This is a genomic window from Xanthomonas sp. WHRI 10204, assembly GCF_040202875.1.
GTDB lineage: Bacteria > Pseudomonadota > Gammaproteobacteria > Xanthomonadales > Xanthomonadaceae > Xanthomonas.
On the sequence record NZ_JBEGDW010000001.1, the window covers coordinates 1,797,263 to 1,817,058 of the forward strand.

Consider the following 19,796-nt stretch of genomic DNA (forward strand, 5'->3'; position numbering starts at 1 on the left):
ACCCCGCCGTGTGCGGGGTTTTTTTGTGGACGGTGGGTTGCTGCGGGCCGTTGTCGTGGCGCGTCGTTGCAGTGCGCCAAGCGACGCGGTGCCTGGTGGACCCGGTGGGTCCCGTCGCATCGACCGTCGCGGCGCGAAGTACGCGCAAGCGGTGCAGGGCACTGGCGGCATCTGCAACCAGCGCCTCGCCAGGCTTGGCCTGGAGCGTCTGGACAACCCGTCGCGGGCACACCGTCAGCATTTGCAGCCGATGCCTCGCCGGGCTTGGCCTGGAGCGTCTGGACAACACGTAGCGAACACACCGGCAGCATTTACAGCCGATGCCTCGCCAGACTTGGCTTGAAGCGGCTGACAACACGCAGCGAGAAGTCATCAGGCGGACTCGGCCGCCGCGCTCAGAACCCACGTGCACGCGTTGTAGCTACCGCGCCGAGCACCGACTGCGCCCGTGTTGCAGTGAGCGCAGTCGTCTTGTCGGCTGCGCTTATTGCAGATCGCGTAAGTCCAGCTTGCGCAACCGCGGTGCCTTCCAGGCCGTGGTTGCCACCACGCCCAGCGTGACGCAGCCGCCGATGACGACCGCCGGCACCAGCCCGACCAGCCGTGCCATGACGCCGTCGTAGAACGCACCCAGCTCGTTGGACGAGCCGATGAAGATGCCGTTGATCGACGACACCCGGCCACGCATCGCGTCCGGCGTAGCGAGCTGCAGAATGGTCTGCCGCACCACCACCGACACGCCGTCGCACATGCCGTAGACCAGCAGGATCGCCGCCGACAGCCAGAAGTGCCGCGACAGGCCGAAGGCGATGGTGCACAGCCCGAAGCCGGCCACCGACAGCATCAGGATGCGGCCGGCATTGCGCTGCAGCGGGTGCCGCGCCAGCCACACGCCGACCACGATCGAGCCCAGCGCCGGCGCACCGCGCAGGATGCCCAATCCCTCAGGGCCGTAATGCAGGATTTCCTGGATGAAGGCGGGCAACATCGACACCGCGCCGCCCAGCAGGACCGAAAACATGTCCAGCGCCATCGCGCCCAGCATGATCTGGTTGGAGAGCACGAACTGCGCCCCTTCGGCGATGCTGCGAAAGATCGGCGCACGTGGGCCGGCGTTGACCGGCTCGCTGACGCGCAACAACGCCAGGGCCAGGATCGCCACCAATGCCACGCCTGCGGCCACGCCATAGGCCAGGCCCTTGCCGCCCCAGCCGACCAGCACGCCGCCCAGTGCCGGGCCGATCACCATGCCGGCCTGGAAGGTGACGCTGCCGATGCTGGCGCCGCGTGCGAACGCTTCGCGCGGCAACGCACGCGCGAACAAGGCGTTGTAGACCGGCGACAGGAACGAGCGCGCCGCGCCGGTCAATGCGATGGCGGCATAGATCGGCCACACGCCCTGGATGGGCAGCCAGCCCTGTGCGATCGCCATCAACAGCAACGCGGTGGCGACCAACCCCAGGACTGCGACCATGCCCAGGCGCCTGCGTGGCAGATGATCGACCAGATAGCCGGCAAACGGCGCAATGCAGAAGAACGGCAGGATTTCCGCAAGGCCGATCAGCCCGAGCGACAGCGGATTGCGCGTGATCTCATAGATGTGCCATCCGACCGTGACCGCCACGATCTGGTACGACAGCATCGCCGCGACGCGGTAGAGCAACACCAGGCCGAAGCCCGGATGGGCGAACAGCGTGCGCAGCGAGTCGGTGGGCGAGGGCGTCGGCGTGCTCACTGTTGTGCGCGTGCAGTGTCGCGAATGAAGGCCAGCATGGCGGCCACGCCGTTGCTGCGCGTCGGCGACAGGTGCTTGGCCAGGCCAATGCCGGCGATGTAGTCCGGCTCGGTGGCCAGAATTTCTTGCGCGCTACGCCCGGAATACACGCGCAGCGCCAGATAGATCAGCCCGGACACGATGGCCGAATCGCTGACGGCATGGAAGTCCAGCCGTTCGGCATTGCCTTCCGGCACGATCCACACCATCGACTGGCACCCATGCAGGCGGTGTTCTTCGGTCTTCCACTGCTCGGGGAAGGTGGGCAATTTGCGGCCCAGATCGATCAGGTACTGGTAGCGCTCGGACCAGTCGCTGAAGAAGGAAAACTCGTCGGCAATGGCGGCCTGCGCTTCGACGGCAGTGGGTTCAAGCGGAAAGGGGGTGGTGGTCATCAAAATTCCAGAATCGTTCGCAAAATCTAGGGGCATTCGGTCAAAGCCCCTCTCCCTCCGGGAGAGGGGGTGGGGTGAGGGTACTGGCGAAGCCTCGCTGGAATTCGATGCGGACTTCGTCCAGCCCTCAAAAAAGCGGTACACGCGGCATCGCCTGCACCCTCATCCGCCCCTTCGGGGCACCTTCTCCCGCGCGCGGGAGAAGAAATCTGACGGACGCAGGCAAGAGGTCAGCTGCGCTTCCAGCGCACGCCTTGCGGGGTGTCTTCCAGCACGATGCCTTCGTCGGCGAGTTGCTTGCGAATGGCGTCGGCACGGGCAAAATCCTTGGCTTTCTTCGCCGTGCTGCGTTCTTCGACCAGGGCGGTGATGCGTGCATCGTCGCTGGCATCGGTGCCGCGCGAGAACCAGGCGGCCGGGTCTTGCTGCAACAAGCCCAGCGCCATTCCGGCACCCAGCAGCTCTGCCTTGGCGCGTTGCACTCCTGCAGGATTCTCTGGGCTAAGCCCGTCGATTGGGCCGCCGGCCGGAGCAAATTCCAGCAGCGCCCGGTTCGCATCCTTGGCAAGCTTTGCCAGCACCGCCAGCGCCAGCGGCGTATTGAGATCGTCGTTGAGCGCGTCTTCCATCTGCTCGGGAATGACAGGCTCCGCTTCGATCGCGCTGAGGCTGCGCAAGGTCCCGTACAAGCCATCGAGCCGCTTGACCTGATCGTCGATCAACGCATCCGACCAATCCAGCGGTTGCCGGTAATGCGCGCTCAGTAGCGCAAGGCGCAGCGCTTCCGGCGGATGTCGGGCGATCAGATCGTGCACCGTTTCGACGTTTCCCAGCGACTTGCTCATCTTGGCGCCGCTGAAATTGAGCATGCCGTTGTGTAGCCAGAAGCGGGCGAAGGTGGCGCCGCCATGCGCGCACTCGCTTTGCGCGATTTCGTTTTCATGATGCGGAAACTGCAGGTCCACGCCACCGGCATGGATGTCGATGGTCGGGCCCAGGTGCGCGGCGGCCATGGCCGAGCATTCGATATGCCAGCCGGGGCGGCCGCGGCCCCACGGCGAGTCCCAGCCGGGCAGGTCGCCGGTGGATGGCTTCCACAGCACGAAGTCGCCGGGGTCGCGCTTGTACGGCGCCACGTCCACGCGCGCGCCGGCCAGCATTTCATCAGGGTCGCGACGCGACAGCTTGCCGTAGCCGTCGAAACTGGCCACGGCGAACAACACGTGGCCTTCGGCGGCATACGCATGGCCGTTGGCGATCAGCTGCTCGATCATCGTCACGATCTGCGGGATATGCGCGGTGGCTTCCGGTTCGATGTCCGGCGGCACGACACCCAGCGCGGCCATGTCCTGCCGATAGATCGCGGCGAAGCGGTCGGTGATGGTGGAGATCGGGACGCCCTGCGCCTGTGCGGCGGCGTTGATCTTGTCGTCCACGTCGGTGATGTTGCGCGCGTAGCGCAGCGCCCCAAAGCGGCGCCGTAGCAGCGCGGCGAGCACGTCGAACACCACCGGGCCGCGGGCGTTGCCGATATGCGCGTAGTTGTAGACGGTAGGGCCGCACACATACAGAGTGGGGCTGGACGGATCGAGCGGCGCGAACGGTTCGACCCGCCGCGTCAGGTTGTTGTGCAGGCGCAGGCTCATCGGCATCTGAAAAAGGGTAACCGCACGATTCTAGCCCCTCGCGGCAGGATGGCGAACCGGCATGCCGACACCGGCGACCGGATGGGCTGCGTTCAGCCCCGGAGATCACAAGCTCCATACACTAACGTATTGCCCGGCTATGCCTTCCTGGTACTGATGCGACCTTCTCTGTTCTTCATGCTGCTGTGTGTGTTCGCCTGGCCGGCGGTCTCGGTGCACGCGGCAGAGCCGGACCCCAAGAACCGGGTCGTGGTGATCGAGAACGTCAAGCTGGACTATGCGCAAGTGCTCAATGTCGAGCCGGTCTATCAGACGCTGCGCGCCACCCGTATCGAAGAGCAGTGCGAGGCCGAACAGGCAGCACCGGTGGCGGTTGCGTCGGTCGAAGACGAGGGCCGCATCAACCGCATGGTGGATTCGGTCAAGGAGATGTTCACACGCAGGCCCGAGCCCGCCCCGGCCGCAGTGCCGCCGACCAGTACCCGCCGCAATTGCCGGGTAGTGGAAGTGCCGCGCGAGTTCCGGCGGCCAATCGCCTTCGACGTGGATTACGTCTACAAGGGCACCAAGTACCGCTCGCGGCTGCCGGAAGATCCGGGCAACCGGCTGCGCATCCGGGTCTCGGTGACCCCCTATATTCCCGACGCCATCGTCGCGCCGCCGCGCTGAGGGGCATTGCGGTTGCGCCGTACCCGCATGCATGCGAGGATTCGCGCCCTATGCAAGCAATCCCCTTTCAGCACGACACCAGCGCGGCCCGGATGGCCTCCGGCATGACCTCGCGTGCCCGCCGACCGGAATCCCACATTTTCGCTGGGTAACCGGGGCGTTTTGCTGTCCGTTCTGAAAACCCAGCCCACCGGCTGGGTTTTTTCGTTCTGGCGTCACAAAAGTTTCAACCGCAAGAAACGCGCATGTCGCGCACCCCGTCGCTCCTGGCGGACCACGCAGCAGAAGCACGCAGCAAAGGATCGATCGATGTCACTGAAGCACTTCTTGAACACCCAGGACTGGAGCCGCGCCGAACTGGACGCGTTGTTGACCCAGGCCGCATTGTTCAAACGCAACAAGCTGGGAAGCGAGCTGAAGGGCAAGTCGATTGCGCTGGTGTTTTTCAACCCGTCCATGCGCACGCGGACCAGCTTCGAGCTGGGTGCGTTTCAGTTGGGCGGGCATGCGGTGGTGTTGCAGCCGGGCAAGGATGCCTGGCCGATCGAGTTCAACCTGGGCACGGTAATGGACGGCGACACCGAGGAGCACATTGCCGAAGTGGCGCGCGTGCTTGGCCGCTATGTCGATCTGATCGGCGTGCGCGCGTTTCCCAAGTTCGTCGACTGGTCTAAGGACCGCGAAGATCAGGTGCTGAAGAGCTTCGCCAAGTATTCGCCGGTGCCGGTGATCAACATGGAGACCATCACTCACCCGTGCCAGGAGCTGGCGCACGCGATGGCATTGCAGGAACACTTCGGCACGCAGGATCTGCGCGGCAAAAAGTACTTGCTGACCTGGACCTATCACCCCAAGCCGCTCAACACCGCGGTGGCCAATTCCGCGTTGACGATTGCTACGCGCATGGGCATGGACGTGACCCTGCTGTGCCCGACGCCGGATTACATCCTGGATCAGCGTTACATGGACTGGGCGGCGCAGAACGTGGCCGAAAGCGGCGGCTCGCTGCAGGTGAGCCACGACATCGCAAGCGCCTACAGCGGCGCCGATGTCGTCTACGCCAAGAGCTGGGGCGCGCTGCCGTTCTTCGGCAACTGGGAGCCGGAAAAGCCGATCCGCGACCAGTACCAGCACTTCATCGTCGACGAAGCCAAGATGGCGCTGACCAACAACGGCGTGTTCTCGCACTGCCTGCCGCTGCGTCGCAACGTCAAGGCCACCGACGCGGTGATGGATTCGCCCAACTGCATCGCCATCGACGAGGCGGAAAACCGCCTGCATGTGCAGAAGGCGATCATGGCGGCGCTTGCTTCGCAAGCGGGAATCGGGAATCGGGAATAGAGAATCGCAACAGCAACACCCTTAGCCCCCACATTTACGTACTAAGGAACAATGATGAGCACTGCTTCCATCAATCCCGAATCCCCAATCACGACTCCCGGCACCAAAGATATCGTTCTCGCTTTTTCCGGTGGCCTCGATACCAGCTTCTGCATTCCGTATCTGCAGGAGCGCGGCTATGCGGTTCACACGGTGTTTGCCGATACCGGCGGTGTGGATGCCGACGAGCGCGACTTCATCGAGAAGCGCGCCGCCGAGCTGGGTGCGGCCAGCCATGTCACCGTCGATGGTGGCCCGGCAATCTGGGAAGGCTTCGTCAAGCCGTTCGTATGGGCGGGTGAGGGTTACCAGGGCCAGTACCCGTTGCTGGTGTCCGACCGCTATCTGATTGTCGATGCCGCGCTCAAGCGCGCCGAAGAGCTGGGCACGCGCATCATCGCGCACGGCTGCACCGGCATGGGTAACGACCAGGTGCGTTTCGACCTGGCGGTGAAGGCGTTGGGTGATTATCAGATCGTCGCGCCGATCCGCGAAATCCAGAAAGAACACACCCAGACACGCGCCTATGAGCAGAAGTATCTGGAAGCGCGCGGCTTCGGTGTCCGTGCCAAGCAGCAGGCTTACACCATCAACGAAAACCTGCTGGGCCTGACCATGTCCGGCGGCGAGATCGACCGTTGGGAAGCGCCGGGCGAGGGTGCACGTGGCTGGTGCGCGCCGCGCAGTGCGTGGCCGACCGAAGCATTGACGGTGACCTTGAAGTTCGTCGAAGGCGAAGCGGTGGAACTGGATGGCAAGCCGCTGCCGGGCGCCAAGATCCTGGCCAAGCTCAACACCTTGTTCGCGCAGTACGGCGTGGGCCGTGGCGTCTACACCGGCGACACCGTGATCGGCTTGAAGGGCCGCATCGTGTTCGAAGCGCCGGGCCTGATTTCGCTGCTCACCGCGCACCGTGCGCTGGAAGATGCGGTGCTGACCAAACAGCAGAACCGCTTCAAGCCGGACGTGGCGCGGAAGTGGGTTGAGCTGGTGTACGAAGGCTTCTATCACGACCCGCTCAAGACCGATATCGAAGCGTTTTTGAAGTCCTCGCAGTCCAAGGTCAACGGCGAAGTGACGCTGGAAACCCGCGGCGGCCGCGTCGATGCGGTGGCGGTGCGTTCGCCGCACCTGCTCAACACCAAGGGCGCGACCTACGCGCAGTCGGCCGATTGGGGCGTGGAAGAGGCGGAAGGCTTCATCAAGCTGTTCGGCATGAGCTCCACGCTGTACGCGCAAGTCAACCGCTGAGGCGACCGCCGAGTAGGCACCCGCATCTTCCTTCTCCCGCGTGCGGGAGAAGGTGGCGCAGAGCGCCGGATGAGGGCGGCTTGACGCATGCCCCCATCCGCCCTGTCGGGCACCTTCCCCCGCAGGCAGGGGAAGGGCTAGATGGGCTTAGAAAGACCAACCATACGCTGCCCGACGCAATCAAGACGCGATCAATGACCACACTGCTCGACAACACACTGACGCATCTACAGGCACTGGTGTCCTTCGACACCCGCAATCCGCCGCGGGCGATCGCTGCCGAGGGCGGCATCTTCGATTACCTGCGCGCGCAGCTGCCCGGTTTCCAGGTCGAGGTGATCGATCACGGCGCCGGTGCGGTGAGCCTGTACGCGGTGCGCGGCACGCCAACGTATCTGTTCAACGTGCATCTGGACACGGTGCCGGATTCGCCGCATTGGAGCGCCGACCCGCACGTGATGCGGCGCACCGAGGACCGGGTGATCGGTTTGGGCGTGTGCGATATCAAGGGCGCGGCGGCGGCGTTGGTGGCTGCGGCCAATGCCGGTGATGGCGATGCGGCGTTCCTGTTCTCCAGCGACGAAGAAGCCAACGACCCGCGTTGCATCGCTGCATTTCTGGCGCGTGGGTTGCCATACGAGGCGGTGCTGGTGGCCGAGCCGACCATGAGCGAGGCGGTGCTGGCGCATCGCGGCATCAGTTCGGTGTTGATGCGCTTTGCCGGCCGTGCCGGGCATGCGTCGGGCAAGCAGGATCCATCTGCAAGTGCCTTGCATCAAGCGATGCGGTGGGGCGGCAAGGCACTGGACCATGTCGAGTCGTTGGCGCATGCACGCTTCGGCGGTTTGACCGGCTTGCGCTTCAACATCGGCCGCGTCGACGGTGGCATCAAGGCCAATATGATCGCGCCGGCGGCGGAGCTGCGTTTTGGCTTTCGTCCGTTGCCGTCGATGGACGTGGACGGCTTGCTGGCCACTTTTGCCGGCTTTGCCGATCCTGCGGCAGCGCACTTCGAAGAAACCTTTCGTGGGCCGAGCTTGCCGTCGGGCGACATTGCGCGCGCCGAAGAACGCCGCCTGGCTGCGCGCGATGTGGCCGATGCGCTGGATCTGCCGATCGGCAACGCGGTGGACTTCTGGACCGAAGCCTCGCTGTTTTCGGCCGGCGGCTATACCGCGCTGGTCTATGGCCCGGGCGACATCGCCCAGGCGCACACCGCCGACGAATTCGTGACGCTGGAGCAATTGCAGCGTTACGCCGAATCGGTCAACCGCATCATCAACGGCGCGCACTGACGCCGATTCCTGCGCCTGGCGCATCCTTCTCCTCTTTCGATCACGGCAATGTCCCTCTCCGCACAGCCCCACAAACAGACCCGCCAGACCATCGTGCGCCTGCTTTCGAGCATGGCCAGCGCCAAGGAAATCAGCCAGTACCTCAAGCGTTTTTCGCAGCTGGACGCCAAACGCTTTGCGGTGGTCAAGGTGGGCGGCGCAGTGCTGCGCGACGACCTGGACGCGCTGACGTCGTCGTTGTCGTTTCTGCAGGAAGTGGGCTTGACCCCGATCGTGCTGCATGGCGCCGGCCCGCAGCTGGATGCGGAGCTGTCTGCAGCGGGCATCGAAAAGCAGACCGTCAACGGCTTGCGGGTGACCTCGCCGCAAGCGCTGGCGATCGTGCGCAAGGTGTTCCAGGCGTCCAACCTCAAGCTGGTGGAAGCGCTGCAGCAGAACGGTGCGCGTGCGACATCGATCACCGGCGGCGTATTCGAAGCGGAGTATCTGGACCGCGACACCTACGGCCTGGTCGGTGAGGTCAAGGCGGTGAATCTGGCGCCGATCGAGGCCAGCCTGCAGGCCGGTTCGATCCCGGTGATCACCAGCCTGGGCGAAACCCCGAGCGGGCAGATCCTCAACATCAATGCGGATTTTGCTGCCAACGAACTGGTGCAGGAACTGCAGCCGTACAAGATCATCTTCCTCACTGGCACCGGCGGGCTGCTGGATGCCGATGGCAAGCTGATCGATTCGATCAACCTGTCCACCGAATACGATCACCTGATGCAGCAGCCGTGGATCAATGGCGGCATGCGCGTCAAGATCGAACAGATCAAGGATCTGCTCGATCGCCTGCCGCTGGAATCGTCGGTGTCGATCACCCGGCCGGCGGACCTGGCTAAGGAATTGTTCACCCATAAGGGCTCGGGCACGCTGGTGCGGCGGGGCGAGCGCGTGCTGCGCGCGACTTCGTGGGATGAGCTGGATCTGCCGCGGTTGACGTCGCTGATCGAATCCAGCTTCGGCCGCACATTGGTGCCGGATTATTTCGCCAACACCACGCTGCTGCGCGCTTACGTCAGCGAGAACTATCGCGCTGCGGTGATTCTCACCGACGAAGGCCAGTTCGGTGCAGGCAGGCTGACCTATCTGGACAAGTTCGCCGTGCTCGACGATGCGCAAGGCGAAGGCCTGGGCCGTGCGGTATGGAATGTGATGCGCGAAGAGACCCCGCAGCTGTTCTGGCGCTCGCGTCACAACAACCAGGTCAACATCTTCTACTACGCCGAATCCGACGGCTGCATCAAGCAGGAAAAGTGGAAGGTGTTCTGGTACGGGCTGGAGAACTTCGAACAAATCCAGCACTGCGTGGCGCACTGCGCGACGCGTCAGCCGACCTTGCTGGGCTGAGCGCAATGACACCTGTCGCCTTGCCATCGGCCTGGAGCGAGATGCCAATCTTGCGCGGGCAGCACGCCACCCTGGAGCCGCTGCAGCCAGCGCACGCCGATGGCCTGCGTGCGGCGCTGGGCGACGGCGCGTTGTCGCGCTTGTGGTACACCGGCGTGCCGGCACCGGCCCAGGTCGATGTCTACATCGCGGCGGCAATGTCAGCCCGCGCCGATGGCACGGCGTTGCCGGTGGTGGTGCGCGATGCGGCAGGTGACATCGTCGGCTGCACGCGCTATTACGCGCTGGATGCCGCCGTGCCCCGGCTGTCGATCGGCTACACCTGGTACGCACCGCGTGTGCAACGCAGCGGCGTCAATACCGAAGCCAAGTTGATGCTGCTGCAGCACGCCTTCGAAACGCTGGGCTGCCTGAGCGTGGTGTTCGAAACCAGCTGGTTCAATCACACCTCGCGCGCGGCGATCGCGCGGCTGGGTGCAAAGCAGGACGGCGTACTGCGCAATCACACCCGCCACGCCGACGGTACGCCGCGCGATACCGTGGTGTTCTCCATCATCGATACGGAATGGGCCGGGGTGAAACGCCACCTGCAGTTCCGCCTGGAAGCAAACGCATGAGTGTTCAAACAACAACCATCGGCATCGTTGGCGCCCGCGGGCATACCGGTTCGGAATTGATCAAGCTGGTCGTGGCGCATCCGCATCTGCAGCTGGTGTTCGTGTCCTCGCGCGAACTGGCGGGGCAGGCCGTGGCCGACCACAACGACGGTTATCGCGGCGATCTGCGATTCGAGAGCCTGGATGCCGACGCGGTGGCCGCCAAGGGCGCCGATGTGGTGATCCTGGCGCTGCCCAATGGCAAGGCTGAGCCGTTTGTTGCCGCAATCGATGCGCGCCGGCCGCAGACGCTGCTGATCGATCTGTCGGCAGACTATCGCTTCGACCCGGCGTGGTATTACGGCTTGCCGGAGCTCACCCGTGGCAAGTATGCGGGGCAGCGCCGCATCAGCAACCCCGGCTGCTATGCCACTGCAATGCAGCTGGCGATCACCCCATTGCTGGATCAGCTGGCCGGCCCGCCGCAATGCTTTGGTGTGTCCGGTTATTCCGGCGCGGGGACGACGCCATCGGACAAAAACAACCCCGAGCTGCTCGCCGGCAATCTGATGCCGTATGCGCTGACCAACCACATGCACGAGCGCGAAGTGTCGGCGCAGCTTGGCGTGCCGGTGGAGTTCATGCCGCACGTGGCGCCGCATTTCCGCGGCATCACCATGACCGTCAACCTGTGGCTGCAGCAGCCGCTGACGCGCGAGCAGATCCAGGCGCGCTATGCACAGCGTTACGCGGGCGAGCCGCTGATCGAGCTTGTCGACGAGGCGCCGTGGGTGAGCCGCATCGCAGGCAAACACGGCGTGCAGATTGGCGGCATCACCCTGGCGCCGGGCAACAAGCGCGTGGTGGTGGTGGCGACGCTGGACAACCTGCTCAAGGGCGCAGCGACCCAGGCCATGCAGAATCTCAACCTGGCGTTTGGCTGGGACGAGTTGACCGCAATTTCGATGTGATTCTCGGGACCAGGGACCAGGGACCGGGGACCCGGGAAGAGCAAGGGCAAACGCTCCTGCTTTTCCGGGTCCCCAGTCCTCGGTCCCCAGTCCCGCAAAAAGGACCCAAATGACTAATCTGTTGTGGCAAAAGCCCGGTGTTGCGGTGGACGCCAAAATCCAGACGTTTCTGGCCGGCGACGACGTGATCCTGGATCGCGAATTCTTCCTGCACGACATCGCAGCCAGCAAGGCGCATGCGCAGGGGCTGCAGCACATCGGCATCCTGTCCTTGCAAGAGCTGGGCGGCTTGAGCGAACAACTCGATCTGCTGGCGGACGATTTTCGCAGCGGCGCGTTCGTGCTCGATGCGCAGTACGAAGATTGCCATTCGGCGATCGAAGCGCGCTTGACCGAACGTCTGGGCGATGCCGGGCGCAAGATCCACACCGGTCGCAGTCGTAACGATCAGATTCTGGTCGCCACGCGGCTATGGCTGAAGGACAAGCTGCAGCGCGTGGCCGAGCTCAGCCGCGAGATCGCCAAAGTGGCGCTGGATCGCGCGCAGGCCGAAGCCGCGTTGCCGGTGCCGGGCTATACGCATATCCAGCGTGCGGTGGTGTCGTCGGCAGGCATGTGGTGGGCGGGCTGGGCAGAGGCATTTATCGATAACGCCGTGCGCGCGACCGATACCCTGCACCTGGTGGACAGCAACCCGCTCGGCACCGCCGCCGGGTACGGCGTCAATCTTCCGCTGGACCGTGCGCACACCACTGCCGAACTCGGTTTTGCACGTCTGCAGGTGTCGCCGATCTACGCGCAGCTGTCGCGTGGCAAATACGAGCTGGCCGCACTCGAAGCACTGGGCAGCGCCACGCTGGATTTGCGCCGTATCGCCTGGGATCTGTCGCTGTTCACCAGCGGCGAATTCGCTTTCGTCGCGTTGCCGGCGCAGTACACCACCGGCAGCTCGATCATGCCGAACAAGCGCAACCCGGACGTGATCGAACTGATGCGCGCTACCCATGCCAGCGTGGCGGCCGCACGCACCGAGATCGAACAACTGCTGTCGCTGCCTTCCGGCTACCACCGCGATCTGCAGAGCAGCAAGGGCGCCATCGTGCACGGTTTCGGCCGTGGCCTGGCTGCGCTGGAATTGTTGCCTGCGTTGCTTGCCAATCTGGAATGGCGCCCGGACAAGTTGCATGCAGCGATCGACTCGGGCATGTACGCCACGGATGTGGCGGTGGAAGCGGCCGTGGCTGGTGTGCCGTTTCGCGATGCCTACAAGGCTGCCGCGGAAGCATCCGAGAGCGCAGGGCAGGGACGCACGCCGGAAGGCAGCCTGGCCGCGCGCGTCTCGCCCGGTGCCGCAGCCGATCTGCAACTGGATGTGTTGCGCGCGCGTTGGCAGGCGCTGCGCTGATGGCCATGATCAGCACCGACACGGCCGAGCATTACCCCTGGGGTGAGGCCTGCGAAGGCTGGCATCTTTTGCGTGATCCCAACTTAAGCGTGCTCGAAGAACGCATGCCGCCAGGCGCCGCAGAGTTGCGCCATCGGCATAGTCGCGCACGGCATTTTTTCTACGTCGTGGCCGGTGAAGTGATGCTGCAGCTGGACGGCGCGCAACATGTGCTGCGTGTCGGGCAGGGCTTGCACGTGCCGCCGGGGTCTACCCATCAGATGCACAATCTGTCGGACGTGGAAGCGCGCTTTCTGGTGATTTCCGCACCGCATGGTCGCGAACGCACGTCAGCGGCCGCACGCATCAAGGACGCAGGCTGATGAAGACGCGCTATCTGGTGTTGGCGATCCGCAATGCGACTTTTCCCGCCGATGTGGTGGAGCCGCATCTGGCGTTTCTGGAGGAACTGCGAGCCGCCGCGCAGCTGGAGTTGACCGGTGGTTTCAGCGATCGCTCCGGTGGGGCGTATGTGCTGGTCAACGTCGACAGTCTGGAGGAGGCCAAGCGGATCGTCGCGCGCGACCCCCTGGTGCTGCGCGATGCGTCCACACTGACCGTCTACGAATGGAACACGTTCTGAGTACCTTGCCCCCATGAGTACGCCCGCAGGCACGGCATCGCCCTTTACCGAGCAACCGCTGCCGCCATGGCGGCGCGCGGTGCTCAAGGTCGGCAGCAGCCTGCTTGCCGCCGATGGCGGTGGCCTGTCGCCGCGTTTTGCGCTGGGGTTGGCGCAGTTCGTCTCGGCCAATCTGGCGGCCGGGCGTGAACTGGTGATCGTGTCGTCGGGCGCGGTGGCCGCAGGCCGCGCAATCCTGCCGAAGGCTGCCGAGATCGGCGCGCCGATCGCAGCGCGACAGGCGCTGGCTGCGCTGGGTCAGGCGCAGTTGATCGCGCTGTGGCAACGCTTTTTCGAACGGCCGGTCGCGCAGGTGTTGCTCACGCACGACGACCTGCGCAACCGTCGTCGTTATCTCAATGCCCGCGCCACCTTGGGCGAGTTGTTGCGGTTGGGCGCGCTGCCGGTGATCAACGAGAACGACACCGTGTCGGTGGACGAGCTCAAGCTGGGCGACAACGACAATCTGGCTGCAATCGTCGCCGCGCTGGTCGATGCCGATGCGCTGTTCATCGCCACCGACATCGACGGCCTGTACAGCGCCGACCCACGCAGCAACCCATTGGCGCGGCCGCTCGACGATGTTCCCGAGCTCACGCCGCAGGTGATGGCGATGGCTGGCGGCAGTGGCAGCAGCGTGGGCACCGGCGGCATGCGCACCAAGCTCGAAGCCGCCGCAAAGGCGGGCGCGGCCGGCATCGAAACCTATCTGTTCAATGGCCGCAGCGGCGAGGTGGTACGTGGGCTGGCGCAGGATCGCCTGAGCGGTACGCGCATCCACGCCGCACGCACGCGCATCGCGGCACGCAAATACTGGCTGCGTCATTCACCGGTGGAGGCGGGCGCCATCCTGATCGATGCGGGCGCTGCAGCCGCGCTCAGCGACAAGGGCGCATCGCTGTTGCCGGGCGGCGTGGCCGGTGCCGAAGGCGACTTCCGTCGCGGTGACATGGTGGAGATCCGTTTGCGCGATGCCGACGGCGAGCGCTGTCTGGCACGTGGCGTCAGCCAGTATTCGGCGCTGGATATCCGCCGGATTGCGCGCCGCCACTCGCGCGAGATCGACAGCGTGCTCGGTTACAGCTATGGCGAGAACGTGGTGCATCGCGACGATTTGGTGCTTTTGTAGCGGGGAATGGAGAATCGGGAATGGGGAATCGCAAACGCGTGTCACCGAACTTCTCCCGGCGCCGATTCCGTCGCAGTAAAGTGATATCGCGTGCTTTTACCATTCCCGAATCCCCACTCCCGGCCCCCAAATGACCATCAAAACGCTCGCTCTGCAATGTCGCGATGCCGCGCAGGTACTGTCGCAACTCTCTGCTGAGGCAAAGCAATCCTTGCTCGAAGCGATGGCTGCGGCACTGGAAGCTGATGCCGTATTGATCCTGGCTGCCAACGCGCGCGATCTTGAGGCGGCGCGTGCGAAGGGAACGGCTAGCGCCATGCTCGATCGGCTGGCGCTGGACGACGCGCGCCTGGCCGGCATCGCGGCGGCATTGCGCGAGGTGGCGCAGTTGCCGGACCCGGTCGGTCAGATCACGCGCGACGACACGCGCCCCAATGGCATCCGCGTGCAAAAGGTGCGCGTGCCGCTGGGCGTGATCGCGATGATCTACGAGGCACGCCCCAACGTCACCGCCGATGCGGCCGCGCTATGCATCAAGGCCGGCAATGGCGTGATCCTGCGTGGCGGCTCGGAAGCGATCCAGTCCAACACCGCCATTGCGCGTGCGTTGCAGCGCGCCTTGCGCGAGGCCGGCGTTCCGGAAGCGGCATTGACGTTGGTCGAGGATCTGCGCCGCGAGACCATGCTGGAGTTGCTGCAGCTCAGCGACATCATCGACCTGGCGATTCCGCGCGGTGGCGAAGGGCTCATTCGTTTTGTCGCCGAACACGCGCGCGTGCCGGTGATCAAACATTACAAGGGCGTGTGCCATCTGTTTGTGGATGCATCGGCCGATATGGAGCGTGCCGTGCGTCTACTGGTCGATGGCAAGGCGAGCCGGCCATCGGCGTGCAATTCGCTGGAAACGCTGTTGGTGCATGCGGACATCGCCGAGCGCTTTCTGCCGCTGGCCGCCGCTGCGCTGCGCGCCCGCAACGTGGAGTTGCGGGGCGATGCGGCAACGCGCGCGTTAGTGCACGACATCGCGCCCGCCAGCGACGACGACTATGCCGCCGAGTATCTGGATCTGATTCTGGCGATCCGCGTGGTTGCGGACCTGGACACCGCACTGTCCCATATCCGTCAGTACGGCTCGGACCATACCGAAGTCATCGTCACCGAAGACGCCGCAAACGCCGAGCGCTTCGTGCATGCGCTGCGCTCGGCGGTGGTGATGGTCAACGCCTCTTCGCGCTTCTCTGATGGAGGCGAACTTGGCCTGGGCGCCGAGATTGGCATCTCGACCACGCGTCTGCATGCCTATGGCCCGATGGGCCTGGAAGCGCTCACCGTGGAGCGCTTTGTGGTGCGTGGGCAAGGCCAGGTGCGGCACTGATCGGCACGCGGCGGATCAGGCGTGTGGTTGCCCGCCAGCGAGCCTCGAGCTGTTGAGGCATCGATGCCACGCCCTTGGTTGAAGGGGGGTGGCATCGTGAGCTTACGCAACACTGCATGCGCCACGGTCCGCAACCACCGTGCGTGCAAAGCCGTGCACCGCATCCAGGCCCATCCGCAGCCACTACCGCACGCCTAGCCCGCCAACCACGACCTTTGACACTCCCCCGGCAGCCCGCCACCTGCCTACAGTCGACGATTACCCCGCACGTTCCGGAGTCGTCGATGCGCCGCTTTGCCGCCTGCCTGCTTGCCACCGCCATTGCCGCCGCCACCGGCAGCGCAGTCGCACAGACCTCGCCGATGACGCCGGACATCACCGGCAAGCCGTTCGTGGCAAGTGACGCTGCCAACGACTACATCAAGCGCGAGGTGATGATCCCGATGCGCGACGGCGTGAAGCTGCACACCGTGATCGTGATGCCCAAGGGCGCGCGCCATGCGCCGATGGTGCTGACGCGCACGCCCTACGATGCCAGCGGTCGTAGCGAGCGGCTGGCATCGCCGCACATGAAGGATCTGCTGCCGCTCGGCGACGACGTGTTTGTGGAAGGCGGCTACATCCGCGTGTTCCAGGACGTGCGCGGCAAGTACGGCTCCGAAGGCGACTACGTGATGACCCGCCCGTTGCGTGGCGCACTCAATCCCAGCGCTGTGGATCACGCCACCGATGCGTGGGACACCATCGACTGGCTGGTCAAGAACGTCGCCGAATCCAACGGCAAGGTCGGCATGATCGGCTCGTCCTACGAGGGCTTCACCGTGGTGATGGCGCTGACCAATCCGCATCCCGCATTGAAGGTGGCCGCGCCGGAAAGCCCGATGATCGATGGCTGGATGGGCGACGATTGGTTCAATTACGGCGCGTTCCGCCAGGTCAACTTCGACTACTTCACCGGACAGCTCAGCAAGCGCGGCAAGGGCGCCGGCATCCCGCGCCAGGGGCAGGACGATTACAGCAATTTCCTGCAGGCCGGGTCGGCCGGGGATTTCGCCAAGGCAGCAGGGCTGGAGCAATTGCCGTGGTGGCACAAGCTCACCGAACACCCGGCCTACGATGCGTTCTGGCAGGAGCAGGCGCTGGACAAGGTGATGGCGCGCACGCCGCTCAAGGTGCCCACGATGTGGCTGCAGGGCCTGTGGGACCAGGAAGACATGTGGGGCGCGATCCACAGCTACGCGGCAATGGAACCGCGCGATACGCGCAACACGCTCAACTATCTGGTGATGGGGCCGTGGCGGCACAGTCAGGTCAATGCCGATGGCGGGACGTTGGGCGCACTCACGTTCGATGGCGATACCGCGCGTCAGTTCCGCCGCGATGTGTTGCGCCCGTTTTTCGACCAATACCTGGTCGATGGCGCGCCCAAGGTGAGCACGCCGCCGGTCTTCATCTACGACACCGGCGAGAACCGCTGGGATAGTCTGCAGTCCTGGCCGCGCAGTTGCGACAAGGGCTGCGCGTCGGCGAGCAAACCGCTGTATCTGCAGGCCGGCGGCAAGCTGTCCTTCGACAAACCCGCTGCCGGGCAGAGCGCGTTTGAAGAATACGTTTCCGACCCGGCCAAGCCGGTGCCGTTCGTGCCGCGCCCGGTGGATTTTGGCGACCGCAGCATGTGGACCACCTGGCTGGTGCACGACCAGCGCTTTGTGGACGGCCGGCCCGACGTGCTGACCTTCGTCACCGAACCGCTGACCGAACCGTTGCAGATCGCCGGTGCGCCCGACGTGCATCTGCAGGCCTCCACCAGTGGCAGCGACAGCGACTGGGTGGTCAAGCTGATCGATGTGTATCCGGATGAGATGGCATCCAGCCCGAAGATGGGCGGCTATGAACTGCCGGTGTCGCTGGCGATCTTCCGCGGCCGCTATCGCGAGAGTTTCAGCACGCCCAAGCCGCTGGCGGCCAATCAACCGCTGGCGTTCGAGTTTGGCCTGCCCACCGCCAATCACACCTTCCAGAAAGGCCACCGGGTGATGGTGCAGGTGCAATCCAGCCTGTTCCCGCTGTACGACCGCAACCCGCAGACTTACGTGCCGAATCTCTTCTTCGCCAAGCCGGGCGATTATCAAAAGGCCACCCAGCGCGTCTACGTGACGCCGGAGCAGCCCAGCTACATCAGTCTGCCGGTGCGCTGACTGCACGGGCGCCGCGTGCCGGCGGCGCCCATAGGTCTTCCAGCAGCTGTGGGCGGCAGGCCACCCAGGCGGCGGCCAGCTGCACCACGATGCAGATCACCAGAAACCCGAACGGCGCTGTCCAGCCGCCGCGATGCGCATGCAGCCAGCCGAACAGAAACGGCCCCAGGCAGCTCACCGCATAGCCCACGCCTTGCGAAAAACCCGAGAGCGCGGCCGAGCCCGCAGCAGTGCGGCTGCGTTGGTTGACCAGCACCAGCGCCAGCGGAAAGGTGCTGGGCCCCAGGCCGAGCAAGGTCACCCACAGGATCGGCGCCGCCAGCGGTGCCCAGCACAGCCCGGCAAACGCGATCAGATGGCAGGCCGCGCACAGCAGCACGATCGGGAACGGGTTGCGCATGCGCACTGCCAATGCCGGCATGGTCAACGCACCGATCATGCCCAGCGCGGCGAACAGCGCGACCATGGTGCCGCCGAATGCAGGCGAGGCGCCGGCCTCGCGCAGCAGCGTGGGGAGCCAGGTGAACATCGAATAGGTCACCAACGAGGTCATGCCGAAGGTGATCGCCATGCTCCAGCCCAAGGCGGTGCGTGCGACCCGTCCTTCGGCCTCGGGGGTCGGCGTGACCGGCGCCGGGCCGGTCGCACGCAGACGGCCCTGGTTGGTGTGCACCAGCGCCCAGGCCGCCAATGCGAGCAGCGCCGGCAGTACCCACACCACCATCGAGCTGCGCCAGCCGAGCGCGTCGGCCACCGGCACCGCCATCAACGCCGGCAACAGGGTGCCGACCTGCAGCACGGTGATGTACAGCGTGCTGACGCGGCCCACGCGGTCGCCAAAGTAACGCTTCACCAACGGCGGCAACACCACGTTGCCCATGCCCATGCCGGCCAGCGCCACCAGCGAGCCCACCAGCAGCCCGCCAGTGCCCGGCAGCAGCGGGCGCAATACCAGCCCGAGCGTGGCCAGCGCCATCGACAACAGCGCCGTGCGCAGCAGGCCGAAGCGACGCAAGACGGCTGGCGTTGCAACGCCGGTCAAGGCAAATGCGGCAGTGGGCAACATGCCGAGCGCGCCCATGGTCGGCGCACCGAACGCGTATTCGTCGGCGATGCGTTCCAGCAGCGGAGTGAGTGAGGTCACCGCCGTGCGCAGGTTGAATGCGGACAACAAAATAGCGGCCAGCACCAGGCCGCGCCCACGCAATTGGGCAGACGGGGACAAGGCGGCAGTGACAACAGACATGACAGACCATCCGCACCGTGCACAGCCGTGCGACGGCGCCTGAAAACACAAAACCGGCACGAGGCCGGTTTTGTGTTTTGAAACTGGTCGGGGAGACAGGATTCGAACCTGCGACCTCTACGTCCCGAACGTAGCGCTCTACCAGACTGAGCTACACCCCGAAGGAGCCGCGTATGTTACATAGGGAATGCGCAATCGGCAAGCATCTGTCGCAATTATTTTTCTTGCGGCCGATGCGCACGCTCGGGCTCGCGTGCTTCGAACCACATGCCGTTGAGGATAGCGGCCAATGCCGCCAGGCCGGTGCCGAGAATCCAGGCGAAGTACCACATCGTTGTGCTCCTGAAAAACGGTGAGAGAGAGTTTGTGTGTGGGAAGGCGAGCGCGGCTGCGACGACCTGCTGGCGTCGCAG

18 protein-coding genes and 1 tRNA gene are annotated in these 19,796 nt (G+C 64.9%); 13 read left to right on the plus strand and 6 right to left on the minus strand.

All coding sequences use genetic code 11. The annotated features are described in order from the left end of the window. Window positions 1–484 precede the first annotated feature (484 nt). The 3 genes from ABQZ00_RS07830 to cysS form a co-directional block, all read right to left on the minus strand. The gene (locus ABQZ00_RS07830) at window positions 485–1,735 is read right to left on the minus strand and encodes an MFS transporter (protein ID WP_055852050.1); all 1,251 of its coding nucleotides are present in this window, start codon (window positions 1,733–1,735) and stop codon (window positions 485–487) included. Beyond that, window positions 1,732–2,169 carry a SufE family protein gene (locus ABQZ00_RS07835; RefSeq protein ID WP_055852053.1) on the minus strand — a complete coding sequence of 146 codons (438 nt, stop codon included), beginning with the start codon at window positions 2,167–2,169 and terminating at the stop codon, window positions 1,732–1,734. The genes ABQZ00_RS07830 and ABQZ00_RS07835 overlap by 4 nt, the downstream gene beginning before the upstream one ends. 230 nt (window positions 2,170–2,399) lie before the next feature. Then, a complete protein-coding gene (cysS, locus tag ABQZ00_RS07840) occupies window positions 2,400–3,815 on the minus strand; it encodes a cysteine--tRNA ligase (protein ID WP_323537164.1) in 1,416 nt (471 codons plus the stop codon). A 177-nt stretch (window positions 3,816–3,992) separates the two neighbouring features. Between cysS and ABQZ00_RS07845 the strand changes: the two genes are divergently transcribed. From ABQZ00_RS07845 to ABQZ00_RS07905, 13 genes are all read left to right on the plus strand, one after another. Continuing rightward, window positions 3,993–4,484 (plus strand): hypothetical protein, encoded by a 492-nt coding sequence (locus tag ABQZ00_RS07845; RefSeq protein ID WP_055852058.1) that lies wholly within the window; start codon window positions 3,993–3,995, stop codon window positions 4,482–4,484. 309 nt (window positions 4,485–4,793) lie between these two features. Then, window positions 4,794–5,825, plus strand: coding sequence for an N-acetylornithine carbamoyltransferase (locus tag ABQZ00_RS07850; protein WP_323537163.1), 1,032 nt, complete (start codon window positions 4,794–4,796; stop codon window positions 5,823–5,825). 51 nt (window positions 5,826–5,876) lie between these two features. Then, complete coding sequence (locus ABQZ00_RS07855) at window positions 5,877–7,115, plus strand: argininosuccinate synthase (protein ID WP_193552450.1); 1,239 nt, start codon at window positions 5,877–5,879, stop codon at window positions 7,113–7,115. 194 nt (window positions 7,116–7,309) lie between these two features. Then, window positions 7,310–8,410 carry an acetylornithine deacetylase gene (locus ABQZ00_RS07860; RefSeq protein ID WP_115513154.1) on the plus strand — a complete coding sequence of 367 codons (1,101 nt, stop codon included), beginning with the start codon at window positions 7,310–7,312 and terminating at the stop codon, window positions 8,408–8,410. A gap of 48 nt (window positions 8,411–8,458) precedes the next feature. Further along, the gene (locus tag ABQZ00_RS07865) at window positions 8,459–9,802 is read left to right on the plus strand and encodes an acetylglutamate kinase (protein ID WP_115513153.1); all 1,344 of its coding nucleotides are present in this window, start codon (window positions 8,459–8,461) and stop codon (window positions 9,800–9,802) included. Window positions 9,803–9,807: 5 nt separating this feature from the next. Then, the gene (locus ABQZ00_RS07870; RefSeq protein ID WP_323537162.1) at window positions 9,808–10,419 is read left to right on the plus strand and encodes a GNAT family N-acetyltransferase; all 612 of its coding nucleotides are present in this window, start codon (window positions 9,808–9,810) and stop codon (window positions 10,417–10,419) included. Then, a complete protein-coding gene (gene argC / locus ABQZ00_RS07875) occupies window positions 10,416–11,369 on the plus strand; it encodes an N-acetyl-gamma-glutamyl-phosphate reductase (protein WP_323537161.1) in 954 nt (317 codons plus the stop codon). The genes ABQZ00_RS07870 and argC overlap by 4 nt, the downstream gene beginning before the upstream one ends. Before the next feature lie 109 nt (window positions 11,370–11,478). Then, window positions 11,479–12,774, plus strand: coding sequence for an argininosuccinate lyase (locus tag ABQZ00_RS07880; RefSeq protein WP_323517620.1), 1,296 nt, complete (start codon window positions 11,479–11,481; stop codon window positions 12,772–12,774). Further along, window positions 12,774–13,136 carry a cupin domain-containing protein gene (locus ABQZ00_RS07885; protein ID WP_055852323.1) on the plus strand — a complete coding sequence of 121 codons (363 nt, stop codon included), beginning with the start codon at window positions 12,774–12,776 and terminating at the stop codon, window positions 13,134–13,136. The genes ABQZ00_RS07880 and ABQZ00_RS07885 overlap by 1 nt, the downstream gene beginning before the upstream one ends. Beyond that, window positions 13,136–13,396 carry a YciI family protein gene (locus ABQZ00_RS07890; RefSeq protein WP_115527903.1) on the plus strand — a complete coding sequence of 87 codons (261 nt, stop codon included), beginning with the start codon at window positions 13,136–13,138 and terminating at the stop codon, window positions 13,394–13,396. The genes ABQZ00_RS07885 and ABQZ00_RS07890 overlap by 1 nt, the downstream gene beginning before the upstream one ends. Window positions 13,397–13,409: 13 nt before the next feature. Further along, window positions 13,410–14,564 (plus strand): glutamate 5-kinase, encoded by a 1,155-nt coding sequence (gene proB, locus ABQZ00_RS07895; protein ID WP_323537160.1) that lies wholly within the window; start codon window positions 13,410–13,412, stop codon window positions 14,562–14,564. A gap of 130 nt (window positions 14,565–14,694) precedes the next feature. Then, on the plus strand, window positions 14,695–15,939 hold the full coding sequence (locus ABQZ00_RS07900; protein ID WP_323537159.1) for a glutamate-5-semialdehyde dehydrogenase: 1,245 nt from the start codon (window positions 14,695–14,697) through the stop codon (window positions 15,937–15,939). 284 nt (window positions 15,940–16,223) lie between these two features. Beyond that, window positions 16,224–18,137: a CocE/NonD family hydrolase gene (locus ABQZ00_RS07905; protein ID WP_323537158.1), complete on the plus strand. Its 1,914-nt coding sequence runs from the start codon at window positions 16,224–16,226 to the stop codon at window positions 18,135–18,137. On the opposite strand, the gene ABQZ00_RS07910 is transcribed toward ABQZ00_RS07905, so the two are convergent. The 3 genes from ABQZ00_RS07910 to cydX all read right to left on the minus strand — a co-directional run bounded on the left by ABQZ00_RS07910 (window position 18,118) and on the right by cydX (window position 19,715). Further along, the gene (locus ABQZ00_RS07910; RefSeq protein WP_323537434.1) at window positions 18,118–19,344 is read right to left on the minus strand and encodes a CynX/NimT family MFS transporter; all 1,227 of its coding nucleotides are present in this window, start codon (window positions 19,342–19,344) and stop codon (window positions 18,118–18,120) included. The two genes, ABQZ00_RS07905 and ABQZ00_RS07910, sit on opposite strands and share 20 nt — an antisense overlap. Window positions 19,345–19,467: 123 nt before the next feature. Next, window positions 19,468–19,544 (minus strand) — tRNA-Pro (locus ABQZ00_RS07915). Between the two features lie 54 nt (window positions 19,545–19,598). Continuing rightward, window positions 19,599–19,715 (minus strand): cytochrome bd-I oxidase subunit CydX, encoded by a 117-nt coding sequence (gene cydX / locus ABQZ00_RS07920; protein WP_323537157.1) that lies wholly within the window; start codon window positions 19,713–19,715, stop codon window positions 19,599–19,601. Between the last annotated feature and the right edge of the window lie 81 nt (window positions 19,716–19,796).